At 44.6% G+C, this 16,852-nt stretch carries 16 protein-coding genes; 5 read left to right on the plus strand and 11 right to left on the minus strand.

Features of this window, described 5'->3' with window-relative positions; all coding sequences use genetic code 11:
* Positions 1-40 precede the first annotated feature (40 nt).
* On the minus strand, positions 41-1,678 hold the full coding sequence (locus NL644_RS05870; protein ID WP_253658161.1) for an electron transfer flavoprotein-ubiquinone oxidoreductase: 1,638 nt from the start codon (positions 1,676-1,678) through the stop codon (positions 41-43).
* Between the two features lie 156 nt (positions 1,679-1,834).
* On the opposite strand from NL644_RS05870, the gene NL644_RS05875 reads away from it, so the two are divergent.
* The 3 genes from NL644_RS05875 (at position 1,835) to NL644_RS05885 (ending at position 5,606) form a co-directional block, all read left to right on the plus strand.
* Positions 1,835-2,587, plus strand: a complete 753-nt coding sequence (locus tag NL644_RS05875) for an electron transfer flavoprotein subunit beta/FixA family protein (protein WP_006741064.1) — start codon at positions 1,835-1,837, stop codon at positions 2,585-2,587.
* Positions 2,584-3,510: an electron transfer flavoprotein subunit alpha/FixB family protein gene (locus NL644_RS05880; protein ID WP_253658162.1), complete on the plus strand. Its 927-nt coding sequence runs from the start codon at positions 2,584-2,586 to the stop codon at positions 3,508-3,510. The genes NL644_RS05875 and NL644_RS05880 overlap by 4 nt, the downstream gene beginning before the upstream one ends.
* Before the next feature lie 89 nt (positions 3,511-3,599).
* The gene (locus NL644_RS05885; RefSeq protein WP_253658163.1) at positions 3,600-5,606 is read left to right on the plus strand and encodes an acetoacetate--CoA ligase; all 2,007 of its coding nucleotides are present in this window, start codon (positions 3,600-3,602) and stop codon (positions 5,604-5,606) included.
* A 26-nt stretch (positions 5,607-5,632) separates the two neighbouring features.
* Here the strand turns inward: NL644_RS05885 and mnhG are convergent, their stop codons facing one another.
* The 9 genes from mnhG to NL644_RS05930 form a co-directional block, all read right to left on the minus strand.
* Complete coding sequence (gene mnhG, locus NL644_RS05890) at positions 5,633-5,926, minus strand: monovalent cation/H(+) antiporter subunit G (protein ID WP_104972424.1); 294 nt, start codon at positions 5,924-5,926, stop codon at positions 5,633-5,635.
* A complete protein-coding gene (locus tag NL644_RS05895) occupies positions 5,926-6,204 on the minus strand; it encodes a cation:proton antiporter (protein WP_046875930.1) in 279 nt (92 codons plus the stop codon). The genes mnhG and NL644_RS05895 overlap by 1 nt, the downstream gene beginning before the upstream one ends.
* Positions 6,197-6,673 carry a Na+/H+ antiporter subunit E gene (locus tag NL644_RS05900; protein WP_253658164.1) on the minus strand — a complete coding sequence of 159 codons (477 nt, stop codon included), beginning with the start codon at positions 6,671-6,673 and terminating at the stop codon, positions 6,197-6,199. The genes NL644_RS05895 and NL644_RS05900 overlap by 8 nt, the downstream gene beginning before the upstream one ends.
* Positions 6,670-8,166: a Na+/H+ antiporter subunit D gene (locus NL644_RS05905; protein ID WP_199804292.1), complete on the minus strand. Its 1,497-nt coding sequence runs from the start codon at positions 8,164-8,166 to the stop codon at positions 6,670-6,672. The genes NL644_RS05900 and NL644_RS05905 overlap by 4 nt, the downstream gene beginning before the upstream one ends.
* Positions 8,163-8,516 carry a Na+/H+ antiporter subunit C gene (locus NL644_RS05910; protein ID WP_053807864.1) on the minus strand — a complete coding sequence of 118 codons (354 nt, stop codon included), beginning with the start codon at positions 8,514-8,516 and terminating at the stop codon, positions 8,163-8,165. The genes NL644_RS05905 and NL644_RS05910 overlap by 4 nt, the downstream gene beginning before the upstream one ends.
* A complete protein-coding gene (mbhE, locus tag NL644_RS05915; protein WP_253658165.1) occupies positions 8,516-11,185 on the minus strand; it encodes a hydrogen gas-evolving membrane-bound hydrogenase subunit E in 2,670 nt (889 codons plus the stop codon). Before mbhE ends, NL644_RS05910 begins: the two co-directional genes overlap by 1 nt.
* 166 nt (positions 11,186-11,351) lie before the next feature.
* Complete coding sequence (locus NL644_RS05920) at positions 11,352-11,543, minus strand: hypothetical protein (RefSeq protein WP_005392611.1); 192 nt, start codon at positions 11,541-11,543, stop codon at positions 11,352-11,354.
* 110 nt (positions 11,544-11,653) lie between these two features.
* On the minus strand, positions 11,654-12,589 hold the full coding sequence (locus NL644_RS05925) for a universal stress protein (RefSeq protein WP_046875927.1): 936 nt from the start codon (positions 12,587-12,589) through the stop codon (positions 11,654-11,656).
* A 396-nt stretch (positions 12,590-12,985) separates the two neighbouring features.
* Entirely contained in the window at positions 12,986-13,705 is a 720-nt protein-coding gene (locus NL644_RS05930; RefSeq protein WP_046875926.1) for an SDR family oxidoreductase, read from the minus strand.
* A 135-nt stretch (positions 13,706-13,840) separates the two neighbouring features.
* Here NL644_RS05930 and NL644_RS05935 point away from each other — a divergent pair, with 135 nt between their 5' ends.
* Complete coding sequence (locus NL644_RS05935) at positions 13,841-14,749, plus strand: LysR family transcriptional regulator (protein WP_253658166.1); 909 nt, start codon at positions 13,841-13,843, stop codon at positions 14,747-14,749.
* Between the two features lie 90 nt (positions 14,750-14,839).
* Here the strand turns inward: NL644_RS05935 and NL644_RS05940 are convergent, their stop codons facing one another.
* Positions 14,840-15,613 carry a helix-turn-helix domain-containing protein gene (locus NL644_RS05940; RefSeq protein WP_253658167.1) on the minus strand — a complete coding sequence of 258 codons (774 nt, stop codon included), beginning with the start codon at positions 15,611-15,613 and terminating at the stop codon, positions 14,840-14,842.
* A gap of 99 nt (positions 15,614-15,712) precedes the next feature.
* On the opposite strand from NL644_RS05940, the gene NL644_RS05945 reads away from it, so the two are divergent.
* Entirely contained in the window at positions 15,713-16,849 is a 1,137-nt protein-coding gene (locus tag NL644_RS05945; RefSeq protein WP_253658168.1) for a multidrug effflux MFS transporter, read from the plus strand.
* Positions 16,850-16,852 lie beyond the last annotated feature (3 nt).

Raw genomic sequence — 16,852 nt, forward strand, 5'->3', positions numbered from 1 at the left:
TTAAGTAAATAAATTGTTAATAAAAATTATTCTCAGACGACTACATATTCGGATAGTTAGGGCCACCACCACCTTCCGGCGGTGTCCAGGTAATATTTTGACTTGGATCTTTGATGTCGCAGGTCTTACAGTGGATACAGTTCGCCGCATTTATTTGCAGCTCTGGCTGCTGATCCCCCTGTACGATTTCATAAACGCCAGCCGGGCAATAGCGCTGTGCTGGCTCTGCATATAACTCAAGATTCTGCTCGATGGGAATGCGCTGGTTCGCCAAACGTAAGTGGCACGGCTGATCCTCTTCATGGAAGATATTGGATAGATAAACAGAAGAGAGGCGATCGAAACTTAACACGCCATCAGGCTTCGGATAGACAATTTTATTGCTGTTTTCCGCCAATAACAGAGACTGATGATCAGGCTTATCACAGCGGATATGCCACTTAGCTTTACCTTTTAACACGTTATGTTCCAGCAGCGCTAAGCCACCGCCCAGCCACGATCCAAAGCGGTGGATTCCACTTGAGAAGTTACGTGCTTGATAAAGCTCTTCATACAGCCAAGACTGTTTGAAATGCTTTTGATAATCAGCAGTAACTGACTGACTCTCAAGGGCTTCACATACTGCTTCGGCGGCAAGCATGCCAGATTTCATTGCGGTGTGCGTGCCTTTGATTTTAGCGCCGTTAAGCGTTCCTGCATCACAGCCAATCAACAAGCCACCAGCAAACTGTTGCGTGGGAAGCGAATGGAAACCGCCCTTGGTGATCGCTCTTGCGCCATAACTAATTCGTTTACCATTTTTGAGGTATTGCTCAATCATCGGGTGATGTTTAAAACGCTGAAATTCATCGAATGGACTCAAGTACGGATTCTTATAATTCAAGTCAACAATCAACCCGACGGCAACTTGGTTTCCCTCTAAATGGTAGAGGTAGCTGCCACCTGTGGCTTCGTTCGCTAACGGCCAGCCTAAGCCGTGAACCACTAACCCTTGTTGATGCTGCTCTGGTGGTATTTCCCACAGCTCTTTAAAGCCGATAGCGTAATGTTGAGGCGTTTTATCTTCAGCGAGATTAAATCGATTAATCAACTGCTTACCAATATGACCCCGCGCGCCTTCAGCAAATAAAGTAAACTTCGCTCGCAGTTCAATACCAGGTTCGAAATTTCCTTTTTGTTCACCATTTTTGTCTAATCCCATATCGCCCGTGATCACGCCACAAACGCGGTTGTCTTCATCGATGATGGCTTGACTGGCGGTAAAACCTGGGTAGATCTCCACCCCTAAGTTCTCAGCCTGCAACGCCATCCATCGGCATAGACTGCCCAAACTTATTATGTAATTACCTTTGTTATGTAACGTATTAGGCACCGCCCAAGAAGGTAGTTCATGACCATTGATTTCATTGCCTAGATAGTAGGTTTTATCTTGGTTTACTTTGGTATTGAGCGGTGCGCCCTTCTCTTCCCAGTCGGGAAACAGTTCATCCAAACTGCGCGTTTCAAACACCGCACCCGATAAAATATGCGCTCCAACTTCAGAGCCTTTTTCTACCACGCAAACAGAGAGGTCTTGTTCTTTTTCTGCTGCTAATTGTTTGATTCGGCATGCCGCAGACAAACCTGCGGGACCAGCGCCTACAATCAGAACATCAAATTCCATGCAGTCTCTTTCCATGATTGCATTCCTTTTTCTTTGCATGTTGCCAACTTGTTAAGCAACAATATATTTAAAGTTGACGCAAACGTAAAGGTAAATTAACATCATTTTAAAGATGTCATCACATCGTCTTCACTGTAAACACATAGTCTTCACTGTAAAAAGGAATCTAACGTGAAAATACTAGTGCCAATCAAAAGGGTCATTGATCCCTACGTTAAAGTTCGTGTGAAAGCGGACCATAGCGATGTTGAAACCAATAACGTCAAGATGACGATTAATCCATTTTGCGAAATAGCCGTTGAAGAAGCCGTACGACTAAAAGAGCAAGGTATTGCAGATGAAGTCATCGTTGTCAGTGCTGGCGGTAGCCAATGTCAGGAGCAACTACGTACTGCGCTTGCGTTAGGTGCTGATCGCGCTATTCATGTCGATACTGAAGACAAAATAGAGCCATTGGTCGTCGCTAAGCTGCTCAAAGCTCTGGTTGAGCAAGAACAAGCACAGCTTGTGATTACGGGTAAACAATCCATTGATACCGACAACAACCAAGTGGCTCAGATGCTGGCAGCCCTACTTGACTGGCCTCAAGCAACTTTCGCTTCAGACGTGAAGATAGAAGATCAAAAAGTTCAGGTCGTGAGAGAAGTGGATGGCGGCTTGATGACGGTCGCGATGAACCTACCTGCTGTGGTCAGTACTGACTTACGCCTGAATGAACCGCGTTTTGCCTCTTTGCCTAATATAATGAAAGCCAAGCGCAAGCCGTTAGATACAATCACACCTGACACTCTGGGTGTTGAAGTGGTATTTAGCCAAACCATTCAAGAAGTCACACCACCAGCGCAGAGAAAAGGTGGCATCAAGGTTGAATCTGTCTCAGAGCTTCTCGATAAGCTGCGTAACGAAGCGAAGGTGATTTCATGAAGAACTTAATCATAGCAGAACATGACAATAACCAATTGCATGCGGACACACTCAAAGTAGTTAATGCAGCAAAACAAGTCAGCCAAGACAATGTTTTGATCGTAGTGGGCCACCAGTGTGAAGAAGTCGCTCAGCAAGCCTGTCGTGTTGATGGTATTTCAAACGTCATTTGTATCGATGACGAGCAACTCAAGCACCAATTTGCCGAGAGTATCGCACCTATCGTGGTCGGTTTTTCTGAAGGTTTTGACGCCATCTGGGCTAGCTCATCATCAAAAGGAAAAGATCTTGCACCGCGAATTGCAGCGAAGTTCGGCGTTGGGCAAATCTCCGATATTGTCCAAGTTATCGATGAAAACACCTTTATTCGTCCTATTTACGCAGGGAATGCATTTGCCAAAGTGACCACCAGCGACAAGGTTCGCGTCGTCACAGTGCGCGCGTCTGCGTTTGAGCCGGTTACTTGTCACAATCAAGCTGACATTGAGCATCAGCAAGTCACCATCTCAGCTCCAATGGTTGAATTGGTTTCTGTCGATAAAACCGTGTCAGAGCGTCCTGAATTAAGCGCGGCAGAGGTGGTTGTGTCAGGTGGACGCGGAGTCGGTAGCAAAGAGAACTTCGCATTGATCGAACAAGTCGCCGATAAACTGGGGGCCGCCATTGGCGCTTCTCGCGCGGCGGTTGATGCTGGGTTTGTTGCCAACGATTTACAAGTGGGTCAAACCGGTAAAATCGTTGCGCCTAAGCTTTATATTGCAGTTGGGATCTCCGGTGCCATCCAACACCTTGCAGGAATGAAGGAATCCAAAGTGATTGTCGCGATCAACAAAGATCCAGAATCTCCTATATTTGAAGTTGCCGACTATGGATTGGTTGGTGATTTATTTGAGGTACTACCTCAGCTTGCCGAACAACTTTAAACAATCAGATAAGGGGCGAACACTGCTATGTTCGCCCCTTTATTTTTTGTTTTGGTCATATTCAAAAAGAATCGAAATTAGAGGGACCTATGCAAAATTCTGCACCTATTTGGTCACCATCTGCTGAGCGCATCAGCAATAGCAACTTGCAACGATTTATCGAGACGGTTAATGCGCACCAAACCGAAGATATCTCAATCAATAATTACACGTCTTTACACCAGTGGTCCATTGACCACAATGACGAATTTTGGCGACATACCTGGCATTTCTGTAACGTCATTGGAAATATTGGCTTGCAAGTCAAAAGCCTTGGTGCTCCCAAGTGGACACAGACAGATACTGCTTATAACCATGTAAATAGAGACACAGTATGGTTTGCAGATGCCACGCTTAACTACGCAGAGAACCTCCTATCTCAGGCCGAACAAACACCTGAGCGTGAGTTTATCGTTTTTACCAATGAAAGCGGTGAACACAGGCAGCTCACTGGTAAACAGTTACTGGAACAGGTGTCTGTCGTTCAGCAATGGCTACTCACTTGTGATGTTGGTAAAGGCGATGTCGTTGCGGGTTATTTGCCCTACCTTCCAGAAACCGTTATTGCCATGCTAGCCACCACCAGCCTTGGTGCCATTTGGACTTCAACCTCGCCTGATTTTGGTATCGATAGCGTCGTAGAGCGTTTTGGCCAGGTCAAGCCGAAAGTTCTTTTTTGCTGTGATGGCTACCAGTTCGGAGGCAAAGCTTTCGATATGACGGACAAAAACACGACTCTTAGTAGTAAGCTAAGCAGTGTCTCCGAATACGCCACTATTAGCGTATGCCAAATCGAATATATACAAAACGCTAAGAGTGCTAGCACTTCTGACTTTGTGTATTGGTCTGATATTGCTCACCACTTTTCTCCACTATCAATTCAATATCAACCAATACTGTTTAATGACCCGTTATTCATTTTGTATTCTTCTGGCACAACGGGGCAACCTAAGTGTATTGTCCATTCCGTGGGCGGTACCTTGCTCAATCACCTCAAAGAACATCAACTACATTGCGATATCAAACCACAAGACAAGGTTTTCTACTACACAACATGTGGCTGGATGATGTGGAACTGGCATGTTTCAGCACTTGCGAGTGGTGCTACCTTAGTGATTTACGATGGGAGCCCGGTTTACCCTGATCACTCCGTCTTATGGCGATTAGCAGAAGAACATAGCGTGTCACTGTTTGGTACGTCAGCGAAATATTTAGAGGCGCTAGAGCAAGCGAATTACTCTCCCAAGTCAGAACACGACCTGAAGTCACTCACAACCCTGTGTTCGACCGGCTCAGTGCTTTACCCAGAACAATTTAATTATGTCTATCAGCACATCAAGCAGGATTTACATTTGGCTTCCATTGCTGGCGGCACGGATATTTGTGGGTGTTTTGTACTTGGAAACCCTATTTCACCGGTGTACAAAGGCGAATGCCAAGGTTCAGGGCTTGGAATCGACGTGCGTGTTTTGGACGACGAGGGAAAAACCATTACACAGCAACGCGGCGAACTGACTTGCAATAACTCACTACCTAACTTCCCTATCGGTTTTTGGCACGACAACGGCGAACGCTATCACAACGCTTATTGGAGCAAGTTTACCGATATCTGGCACCATGGCGACGATGTGATGCAAACCGAACATGGCGGCTTTATTTTTTATGGCCGTAGCGATGCGACATTGAATCCAGGCGGCGTACGAATCGGCACCGCTGAGATCTATCAGCAAGTGAACGCGTTACCCGAGGTCGAGGACTCCATCGCCGTCGGCAAGTTAAACCAGCAGTCTGAAGAAATCTGGTTACTAGTAAAACTCGCTCACGAGGTCGAGTTAACCCAACAACTCACCGATTCAATTCGCCAAACATTAAAAACAAAATGTTCACCGCGCCATGTACCACGCCAAATTTTTGCTATCAGTGATATTCCTAAAACGCGCTCAGGCAAACTGGTTGAACTAGCAGTGAAACAATTGGTCAACGGGCAAGCTGTAAAAAACATTGGTGCTATTGCTAACCCAGAAGTGCTGGAAGAAATTAGCCAGCTTAATCAATAGTGACAATTGGTTAAACAAGAAAAAACTTAATCATTGCGCCAAATCTTATATCCGACCTCTCGCATTGCTCTGCCGAGCAAGTGGGAGGCGACTGGCGCCGTGAGAACGATAAACAACATCGTACCGATAACTCGGGAGATCACGGTGACTTCAGGAATTGAGAAGGCAACCGCTAGTAGTAAGCAACTAACTCCAACGGTACCGGCTTTGGTTGCGGCATGCATTCGGGTGTATAGATCTGGTAACCGCAACACACCTAAACTAGCGCTTAGGATCAATAACGTCCCTAAACATAAAAACAGCCCAATCAACACATCCATTATTCTCTCTCCTTCCTTTTAACGATCAAACGCGCAAATGCGATTGTGCCAAGAAATGCGACCAAACCTAATGTAATGGCGATATCTAACAAAGCATCCTCACCACTGTCTAAGGTGTAAACCGTAATAAAACCGATGGTGATAAATGAAATCAAATCTAACGCCACAACTCGGTCAGCCAGCGTTGGTCCTAAAATTAAACGGAAGAAAGCCATAACAAAACTGAGTAATAGCCCTGCATAGGCAAAAGTGACACTTATTTGCAGCCAACTATCCACGCGTCACCTCCAAAATTCGATGCTCTAATCCGTTTTTAATTCCACGAATAACTGCTTCATGCTCAGGCGCAAACATTGCATGAACGATAAGATGCTTTTTATCAGGCGTAACGTCCAAACTGAGTGTGCCCGGTGTTAAAGAAACCATATTCGCAAGTAAGGTGATTTCAAGGTCGGAATCGACGTCCAAAGGAACATAGACGATATCTGGCTGGCTCAAATGCGTTGGCGTCACGACATCCCACACGACTCTTGCAACCGATATGATCATTTCATAAGCGAAGTACACCAGTAACTTTAATGCCGACGCAAAACGTCTAAAGTAGCTGGTTTTTAATCCAAATGGTTGGCTCAACCGTAAGGCAAAAAAACCGACCGTAAATCCGACGACAAAATTCAGACTCGAATAACTGCCGTTTAACATCATCCACGCTAATACTAAGAAAAGATTGAGGAATAGATAGATCATGGATTTCCTCCCAATACCGCCCGAATGTATTCATTCGGATTTAACAGTTGTTCCGCGGCTTGAACAGAAAACTGATAAAAAGGCTCCGCCACCAAGCCTATGACCAACGTGAACATGGTCAATACGGCAATTGGAACGCAATACAACCAATGTACTTTGACCTGCAGAGTCTGTTCTGTTTTTTCCCTAACCGGCTTTTTCCAGAATGCCTCACTCCAAATTTTCGTCATCGAATAGACAGTAAGCAGCCCCACCAATAGCGCGGTACCGGCTAACCAGTAATATTCAGCCTGTATGCTCGATTTGATGACCAAGAATTTGCCCCAGAAACCAGAGAGCGGCGGAAATCCTGCCAGAGAAAACGCAGGGACAAGAAACAAGAACGCTAACCAAGGCATTGCTTTATATACCCCGCCCAAATGTTCAAGTTGACTAGACCCATATTTGCGCTCAATAAAGCCACCGATTAAGAACAAATTCGCTTTTACAATGATGTGATGAACAATGTAGAAAATAGCGCCAGCCAAAGCTAAAGGAGTGTAAATCGCTAATCCCATTATCATGTAACCTATTTGGCTAATGATGTGAAAAGAAAGAATTTTCTTAATGTCGAATTGACTTGCCGCCCCCAAAACGCCCGTTAACATGGTGAGGCCAGCAATCCAAATCAACGTCGGCTGCCAACCACTCTCGGCGAGCGGAAATACTAATGTGAAGACTCGTATTAACGCGTATACGCCGACTTTAGTAAGCAACGCAGCAAACAGCGCAACCACACCACTTGGTAAGGTGTGATAAGAAGCTGGCAACCAAGCAAATAAAGGAAATAGTGCAGCTTTGATAGAAAAGGCAAACAAAAACAAGGCGGACAACATCATGTTGATGCTCAATTCGCTCTCTCCCGCTTTGGTATAGAGATCGGCCAAGTTCAAGGTGCCCGTTGCGCCATACAACAAACCGATGGCAAGTAAGAACACTAGCGTCGAAATCAGGTTCAACATCACATACTTCACTGCCCCATCAATTTGAGTTTTCGTTGCATCTAATACCATTAAACCAAATGACGCGATGAGCATGACCTCGAACCAAACATACAGATTAAAAATATCTCCGGTGAGGAACGCGCCATAAACACCAGCAAGCAACACGTGCGTCAACGCATGGTAATTGCTATAGGAAGGTTTTCGGTGAAGGTCCGCCATGGCATAGAAAACACATATCGCACCAATCACTGCCGTAATCATCACCATGGCAACGCTGAAGTAATCTGCGACAAAAACGATACCAAACGGTGCTTGCCACTGGCCAAAAGCAACGGCTTGAATACCATTACTTATGATATTTTCTGTAAGAAGGCCTGCGACGACAAGGTTCAAAATCGCACTCGCGCCACTTAACCACTCAACACTTTTTGTTGAGCGACGTACAAAGAAAATGGTCAGCGCCGTACTCAATGAAAGAACAACAGGTAACGTCAGCAAAATCGAACTCATTGACCCTCCTCAGAACGTTGCATTTCATCGACGTCTGCGGTTCCAGAATCTTTATAAGCTCGATAGAGCAACATTAAAGCAAAAATAAGTAGCCCAAAACCGATGACTATCGCAGTTAAAATTAGCGCTTGAGGTAATGGGTTTGCTGCGCCATCTGGTGGCAAAAGAGCATTATCGCCAATCAGTGGCGGCTCTCCAGGAGTCAGCCTTCCCGCTGTAAAAATAGCAAGGTTAACCGCACTGCTGAGTAACATGATACCGAACAAGAGACGCAAGATATGTTTTTCTAGCATTAAGTAAATGCCTGCGGCGACAAATACTCCAACGACAACACTCCAGACTATTTCCATCACTCTAGCTCCTCATTAATACGAAGCAGCATCCCCATCACGCCACCTATAACGGCAAGATAAACACCAACATCAAAAACCAACGGCGTACCTAGTGGTATCACATCTTTCCACCACAATCCGGTTAAAAACGGTTTATCAAACACAAAGCTCAAAGCGCCAGATACCAAGCTCAATGCGATGCCAAATAACGCAATGAAAAACGGCTTGAAATACAATCTAGAACGAACGTATTTCGGTGATTCCGCGAACATGAGAAGCGATAAGCCAATAACGGCAATCAGTGCACCAATGAAGCCACCACCCGGTTCGTTATGACCACGTAATAACAGATACACTGAGAACACGAGCATGAGCGCCGCGACGATATGTGCCGTGGTTGCAAAAATTAATGATTGAATACGGTTTTGCTTTTTCGCTCTTGTCTTAAGCAAGCTCACTGCTGCAATCCCAGCAATGACAACGACGACAACCTCTCCCAATGTATCGAACGCACGAAAGTCGACGAGAATGACGTTGACAATATTGCGCCCATGCCCGCCTGGGACACTATTTTCCGCAAAGAAATCCGACACCGATGAATCCATCGGCTGGGACGTGATTCCTAACAAGAGGAAAGTAATCGAAACACCTATCACGCCCGCTATACAAACATTAGCCAATTTGCGTTTTATTGAATGCTTGGGCACGGTGGTTAAACGCGGCATATGACGCATTAACAATGCTAAAAAGACCACCATTAATGTTTCCACTAACAGTAGAGTCTTCGCGACGTCCGGAGCACTGTAGATCATAAAAACAAGCGTGGTCATAAAACCAATCATACCTAGCGCAGAAATCGCAAGAAGCCTTGAGTGAGACAACGTACATACGATCGCTGCACCAATCAGCAATAAGGCAATGCCAATTTCATAGAAAGCCACGTTTGAAAGCTGTTCAAACAAAGGCAGAGGAATAAATGCTACCTGACCAAGCAAAGCGACGGCGAGTACCGTGAAAAATAGCAGAACATAACGACTCAACTTCTTTTGCTGCAACAGCGCCGTTTGCCACTGCGCCAGTGTCATCATGTCATCTAATAGTCGTTCAAAAACATTCTCCGCTTTGGGGACGAATAGATGTAACCGCTGAAAAAATGCAGACACAGTAGGATAAACACGGTACACCACATACCCCAATACTAGCGTGATAACGCTTAGGGCCAGCGGTACATTCACACCATGCCATAATGATGTCACTTTAATATCGGCTGTAGGCAGAATGTCAGCAGAGCCAGGAAAGATGATGTGGTGATCTAACCAATTTAAACCGACTAACGGAACGATGAGACTGCCAAGTGCCAGGAGCAAAGGCGAGATCCACATGGCTTTTTTTGTCTCAACTGGCTTCGTTTCAATTGGCACGAGATCACGGCGAGCAAAGAATGGTCTCGCAATAAGCATAATGGTTAGCGCAACCATCAATATATTGACCATTAAAAGTACAAAGGCGATCCAGTTATTGAGCTCTACTGCGGATTTGTACATGTATTCTTTGCTCAAAAAGCCTAACAACGGCGGGAATCCCGCTTTAGACAATGCAGCCAAACTCCCCGCAACCATGCTGATGACGAGCACTGACTTCAAGCCGTACAGTTGATCAATATCTCGTGTTCCTGTCGCTTTGTCGATATTGCCCACCACCATAAACAGCGCTGCTTTATAGAAAGAGTGAGCGAGAATAAACATCAATACTGCACTCACGGCCAAATCTGTGCCCATACCTAGTAATAATGTTAATTTACCCAAAGCAACATTCGTGCTGTAGGCTAGCATCAGCTTCAAGTCAGTTTGTTTTAATGCGACAAACGTGCACCAAACGGCGGTGATACTCCCTGTGATCACTAGGGCATAAAACCAAACCTCGCTATGAGCATAAACTGGCGATAAACGCGCTAACAAGTAAATGCCCGCCTTTACCATTGTTGCCGAGTGTAAATACGCACTGACTGGAGTGGGCGCTGCCATCGCGTTAGGTAGCCAAAAATGAAACGGGAACTGCGCAGATTTAGTAAATGCACCAAGTAGTATGAGCACTAGAGATGGCATAAACCATTCGTGCTGCGCAATCGTGTCCGCCTGAGCGATGATCGTATGTAACTCATAACTCCCTGCCATCGCTCCCAACAAGATAAGGCCAGCTAACAACGCTAATCCACCAGCACCTGTAACGATCAACGACTGCAGTGCATTTTTTCGTGACGTTTTGTTTTCGTGATTAAAACCAATCAGCAAGTAAGAAGTGATGGTGGTGAGTTCCCAGAAAACGAACAACAATAGGATGTTATCGCTCATCACAATCCCTAGCATGGCAAGCATGAATAGGGTTAGGTATAAATGAAAGGAAAATCGGCTATCACTCTCTCGTAAGTAAGCCAAAGCGTATATTTGGATCAGTGCGCCAATCCCGCTGATCAGCCCGGCAAAAAGGAATGACAGACCATCTAACCTAAAGCTGAAGTTAATATCGAGGCCAGGTATCCATTCCGCATTCCAGCTTACGCCTGCGGGTGTATAGATGTAAAAAAGAAAAGAGAAGATTAAAATTGGCAGCACAGGAAAAATCAGTAAGACCAACTGATTATCGGGATTTTTCGGCAGGTTTTCTTTACCCGTTATGCTATTCAACATCGCAGCCCATTCATTTTTATAAGAAAGTTCGCCTTATCTGGCGCAAAGATAAAAAGCTCCACTTGATTGTTTTAGCCCAAGCATTTCAAAAAAGATCATAAAACTAAGGGATAAGTAGCAATCAGCAATCACTGAATGCTACTTAAAGGAACGTTAATACAAACAGCTACTTACTGTCCGCTACGGTGTAAGAACGTAGATCACTACTTACGTGTTCTCGACTGAATGTGTATGGATTATCGTCATCAGTTAACTCGAACGCATCGTAGGTGCAGTCACCGATATCATTTCTCGGACAAACATAAACGTTCGAACGTTCTATCATTTCTGTGTGGCATTTCGGGCATAGGTTTTTCATGTCACTCTCCTCTGATAACTTATTGATACACTGATAATTCCATGTTCTAGAACTCCGTCTCCCTCCTTTACCTAAAACAACCACTTAAACCCAGGTTTGTTACACACCAATTACTGAATCGGCGATACAAAACCATCGGGCTTAAGAGCGACCAAACTACAGTTTATAGATTGCAAAATGTTTTCAGCCGTATTACCAATGACGTAGCCAGATATCCCTGTTCTCGCTAAGGTACCCATGACTAGAACGTCCACTTCTATGCTTTCTACGTAATCCGGGATTTTTTCATCAGGCTTTCCGTGTAAATGATGAATCACAATTTCACCCGTAATCCCCGACTCTTCCAGCAGTTGTTGTAGAGCTTGTTTATGATCGGCTTTTGCTTTGTCGAGTTCATGTTTCAACTCAGCATCGTCGACTTGAATCCAAGCATTGTCATGTAGGTAATTCTCTAAGTAATATTCCCAGCAAGAAATCACATGTAAACGACTGTCACAGGTGTCGGCTATTGAACGAGATAATTCAAGTAAACGCACCGCTAATGAGTGCTGTTCATCGCTCGCCGTTAACGGATCTATAGCAACAGCCACACGGCGTTTGTCTCTCGGCTTATCAATCGGTCGGTGTAACCATAATGGACAAGGACATTTGCGTAACAGTGTCATATCAATGGCTTTGAAGCCTTCAGCACCTTCACCGAGTGGTTCAGCTTCTTTGATGATAAGATCTTTGTTGTCAGCTAATGCTTCTTTAATGATACAGACAGCGGGTTTTTCACTGCTTTTCACAGTAAGAGGAAATGCCAGATCATCTTCAGAAAGATCGAGCTTCTGTCTGTATTCCTGAATGCTTTGTTTGAGGGAGTCTTGTAGCGATTGCTCATAACTTTGCTGATACTGGAGCATATCCGCGGGGAAATCGGGGCACGCAATTAGCCCTGAAACAGGTACTTTGTTGCTGGATGCGATCCTCATCGCTTGTTCGAGCGCCTCACTATGACCAGGCAATCCTTGTGTTGCAAAAAGTATGTTCGCGAATCGTTTCATACACACCTCCTTGTTTGGTTAAATATTAACCACCCACAAAGTATAATACCTAACGGATAATTGTAACGGCTTGTGACGTTGATGAAATCAATTCTCATTAAGCTATGGATATTGCTTCATTTTGCTTTACGTCACCTTCTCCTTTTCTTTACGACTGTGGCCCGCTGACCCCAATAGAGCGACATACTAAAAATTGAGACCAAATAAAAACCCAAATTACTCAAAGTTTTTTCTCACCTTGAGTAACTTGGGTATAAGCAATAACACACTTAGGCTACGGACTTAAATGGGTAACCTAAATTTTCATACGACTTAGTTGAAAGATGCCATATCAATCACGAATCGGTGTGCAAATATTCACAGCCCTAATGATCCAGAAGTCGCTGTAAATTAATGTTAAGGTTGCTGTTTTGTCGGTGCCAAAGCAATTTCGCGAACACATACACCTTGCGGTTGCTGATAAGCAAACAGCACTGCTCGTGCAATATCGTCGGCTGCCAACACGCCCCCCATATCCTCTTTCCAAGCATCATAGCCATCTTTAATATCTTGAGACGTAGTATGTGAAAGTAATTCCGTTTCCACTGCGCCAGGTGCAATAGTCGTAACGCGAACATTCGATGATGCGACTTCTTCACGTACGTTTTCAGAAATCGCATGAACCGCAAATTTGGTACCACAGTAAGCGGCATGATCAGGAAATGTTTTCTTGCCCGCAATAGAGCTGATATTGATGATCGTACCACTGTTACGCGCTTTCATCGGTGCTAAAACGGACTGCATGCCATTTAGCAAGCCAAGTACGTTCACATCAAACATGCGCTTCCACTCAGATGCGTCCTGAGTATCTATCTGGCCTAGAAGCATAACGCCTGCGTTATTTACAAGTGCATCTACCGGACCATACAACGCTTCAGCTTTCTCAATTGCCGCTTCAAAAGAAGCTTTGTCGGTCACATCTACCTTTTCACAAAGCGTATTTGGTAAGTTTAATGCTTCTAAACGTTCTACACGTCTTGCTAACAAAAGAAGAGCATGGCCCTGTTCACTGAAGTGACGTGCAATCGCTTCACCAATGCCTGAACTAGCGCCTGTAATAACAATTAACTTTTTCATTTTGAATCCTTAATAGAACGGTTTACATCAGTGGCGATAAGTTTAAGAAAACTTTGTTTGTTGATATATACCGACCTAGTTGAAACACTGTTGTTATACTGCAACAATACTTTTTTGAATTACGCAGAAGTCATCATGCAAACACACATCAACCTTGCGGATATTCGCTCTTTCGTCCTAATCGCTCAACTAGGAAACTTCACGAAAGCAGCAGAGCAACTTGGCGTTTCTCGCTCACACGTTTCACGTCAAATAACAAATCTGGAACAACAGATTGGTGTTACTTTGCTACAAAGGACCACTCGAACACTGAACCTCACCGAAGCAGGCAAGGTTCTGTATAAACAGTGTGAAACTGCCCTTCACAATATTGATCAAGCTGTTATGGCAGTGGTTGATGATGTAGAAGACTTAAGAGGTGAAATTCGTATCAACTGCGTGGGGGGCTATTTAGGAGAAGACGTTGTCGCAGATATCGTTTCTCAGTTTCTAATCCAACACCCACAGGTGAGCATTAACTTAGATTTCAGCAGCCATCGTGTCGATTTAATCGCGGATGAATTCGACATCGCTTTTCGAATGGGAAAGTTAGAAGACTCCAACTTTATCGCTCGCAAACTGATCGATGTGGAAATGGGGACGTACGCAAGCCCAAGCTATTTAGAAACACATGGCTACCCTTCGCATCCAAAAGACTTAGAAAATCACGTTTGTTTGACAGGCAGTGTGACTCGGTGGGCATTTGAGGATACGAATACAAAGCAGTCGACGGAGCACCAAATACGTGGGCAGTTACGATGTAAAAGCGGCAGAGTAATGATAAAAGCAGCGTTGGCGGGAAATGGTATCATCCGTGTACCAGCACTTTATTGCCAACAAGAACTCCAGACAGGCAAGCTAAAAGAAGTGTTTACCGACTGGAGCATTCCGAGTGTGGAGTTTTCACTCCTTTACCATCACGACCGACATCAACCAAAACGCATCCGAGCCTTTATTGACTTTGCTACTCAATATTTTCGTCAGCTGCCGAGTAAACACAAGTAACGTGCACGTTGGTATCTCTCTATGTACGCTTCATAGGCTGAGCCTATGAACCTAGGATTTGTTCTAGAAAGAGTGTGAGTATTTTGATGCTTAGGGCTTGGTTTTCATAAACGTCAGAGGTGTTTGCCCAGTTTGCTTTTTGAAAAATGCAATAAAAGCACTGTCTGACGAAAACGCCAGCCAATCAGCAACGGCGCTAACTTGCATTCCCGTTGATAACAATTCAACTGCTTTTAAGAGCCTCCACTGTTGACGCCAATCTTGATAATTCATACCCGTTTCCGACTTAAATAATCGTGTTACCGTCTTGGTACTTGCCCCCACTTTGCTTGCAAGAGTAGTAAGCGAAGGAGCGAGAAATGAAGGTTCAACCAATTCCCGGCGAAATGTTGTTAAGCGCCGATGTGATGGCAAAGGCAACTGAAACGAATAACGTTTCGCAGCATAAAACTCCTCCCAAAAAAGCGCCGTCGTATTTACCATCTCGCTGCTAGGCTTATCCCACTCCCAAAATGACATTTTATCAATAAGAGCTTGGAGTAAATTATTCACTTCTATCATCGTGATCTTACTCGGACACGCAAACACCTCACAATCAAAATACAAAGATCGATACGCAACCACATTCGTCATCAGTGCGCGATGCGGCGTATTAGGTGGGATCCAAACCGCCTTTGTCGGGGGCAGAATACAAATCGAATCTTTCAGAGCAAAACTCATACAACCTTGAGATGCGTACAACAATTGCCCTTTCTTGTGCTGATGCATACCCGAGTCGTGCTTGCCAATATCCGCAGCAATTCCCACTACACAATTAGAAATTTTGTCTGCGTCAAACTGTGTTTCTTCGTCAATAAGTGCCATTTTGTCCGAATGTTGATGTATTTGGTTTTTATGTTGTTATTGGCTCAATCATAGCCTCATTTATACTGCCCGCCAACTTCATTAACAATGGGTAACAATATGAATACTAAGCCCTCTTTATGGCTCATGCTGGTTATGTTGATGTTTCCGCAAATTGTAGAAACCATCTATAGCCCAGCGTTGAGCTCAATCGCTCTATCATTTGATGTAAACCACGCACAAGCAGCACAAACACTGTCGATTTACTTCCTAGCTTTTGCCATTGGCGTTGTAGTTTGGGGAGTGCTCGCAGATAAACTGGGAAGAAGGCCCACCATGCTTATTGGGCTCTTTATCTATGGTTTTGCGTCTTTACTCGCAACTCAAACCGAGAGTTTTTCTGTTGTCATGGCTGCGCGAGCCCTGAGCGCATTTGGTATCGCGGTAGGTTCCGTTGTCACACAGACCATGCTTCGTGACGCATTTGATGGTCAAGAACTGAGTAAAGTCTTCAGCTTAATGGGGATGGGTATATCAATCAGCCCGGTAGTTGGCATGCTATTAGGCGGGCAGCTTACAGCGCTTGGTGGATACCGTTATGTGTTTTTTGCCTTGTTTTTAATCGCGTTATTATTGCTCGCTTATAACGTTATTAAGCTTCCTGAAACACAGAAAGAACAGACACCAGTACGGTTGCGTCAACTTAGCTGGAAAATGGTAAGAGACGAGCGAATTTGGCGCTCAGGATTACTGGTTGCTTTGTATAACATTGCTCTATTTTCTTATTACCAGCTTGGCGCATTTACTTTCTCAGCACTTGGGTATAGCTCCGAACAATTTGGATACAGTGGCATGGTACTGGGGTTAGGCACTCTGCTTGGGAGTTATTTAAACAAATCCCTAGTGTCTAAAAATGTTCGAAAAAGCCAACTACTTTGGCTCTCAGCAGTATTGCTTAGTTTGGGATCAGTCGGTGTGTTGATTCTGAGCCAATCAATCTGGTTTGTTGCTCCAATGATGTTAGTTGTCATGTCGTATGGGATTGCGATACCCAATATACTCAGTGACGCACTCGTTGATTATAAACAACAGGTAGGTAGCGCAGGCGCTTTATTTGGGCTCATGTACTACATCATGATCGGGACGGGATTAGCGATGGCTGGAACAGTACAAAACTTAGGTGTCGTTCTATTAGCATGTAGCTGTTTAGCGATTTTATTAGCGTTTTCTACAAAACAAGTTCATACCGACTTGTGAGTA

The organism is Vibrio sp. Y10_XG_PY6 (genome assembly GCF_024181795.1).
In the GTDB taxonomy this organism is placed as follows: domain Bacteria; phylum Pseudomonadota; class Gammaproteobacteria; order Enterobacterales; family Vibrionaceae; genus Vibrio; species Vibrio diabolicus.

Excerpts from the sequence above, each read along its gene's own strand:
- NL644_RS05870 (WP_253658161.1), bottom strand. The coding sequence starts at position 1,678 with ATGGAAAGAGACTGCATGGAATTTGATGTTCTGATTGTAGGCGCTGGT.
- NL644_RS05880 (WP_253658162.1), top strand. The coding sequence starts at position 2,584 with ATGAAGAACTTAATCATAGCAGAACATGACAATAACCAATTGCATGCG.
- NL644_RS05885 (WP_253658163.1), top strand. The coding sequence starts at position 3,600 with ATGCAAAATTCTGCACCTATTTGGTCACCATCTGCTGAGCGCATCAGC.
- mnhG (WP_104972424.1), bottom strand. The coding sequence starts at position 5,926 with ATGGATGTGTTGATTGGGCTGTTTTTATGTTTAGGGACGTTATTGATC.
- NL644_RS05900 (WP_253658164.1), bottom strand. The coding sequence starts at position 6,673 with ATGATCTATCTATTCCTCAATCTTTTCTTAGTATTAGCGTGGATGATG.
- NL644_RS05905 (WP_199804292.1), bottom strand. The coding sequence starts at position 8,166 with ATGAGTTCGATTTTGCTGACGTTACCTGTTGTTCTTTCATTGAGTACG.
- NL644_RS05910 (WP_053807864.1), bottom strand. The coding sequence starts at position 8,516 with ATGGAAATAGTCTGGAGTGTTGTCGTTGGAGTATTTGTCGCCGCAGGC.
- mbhE (WP_253658165.1), bottom strand. The coding sequence starts at position 11,185 with ATGTTGAATAGCATAACGGGTAAAGAAAACCTGCCGAAAAATCCCGAT.
- NL644_RS05920 (WP_005392611.1), bottom strand. The coding sequence starts at position 11,543 with ATGAAAAACCTATGCCCGAAATGCCACACAGAAATGATAGAACGTTCG.
- NL644_RS05925 (WP_046875927.1), bottom strand. The coding sequence starts at position 12,589 with ATGAAACGATTCGCGAACATACTTTTTGCAACACAAGGATTGCCTGGT.
- NL644_RS05930 (WP_046875926.1), bottom strand. The coding sequence starts at position 13,705 with ATGAAAAAGTTAATTGTTATTACAGGCGCTAGTTCAGGCATTGGTGAA.
- NL644_RS05935 (WP_253658166.1), top strand. The coding sequence starts at position 13,841 with ATGCAAACACACATCAACCTTGCGGATATTCGCTCTTTCGTCCTAATC.
- NL644_RS05940 (WP_253658167.1), bottom strand. The coding sequence starts at position 15,613 with ATGGCACTTATTGACGAAGAAACACAGTTTGACGCAGACAAAATTTCT.
- NL644_RS05945 (WP_253658168.1), top strand. The coding sequence starts at position 15,713 with ATGAATACTAAGCCCTCTTTATGGCTCATGCTGGTTATGTTGATGTTT.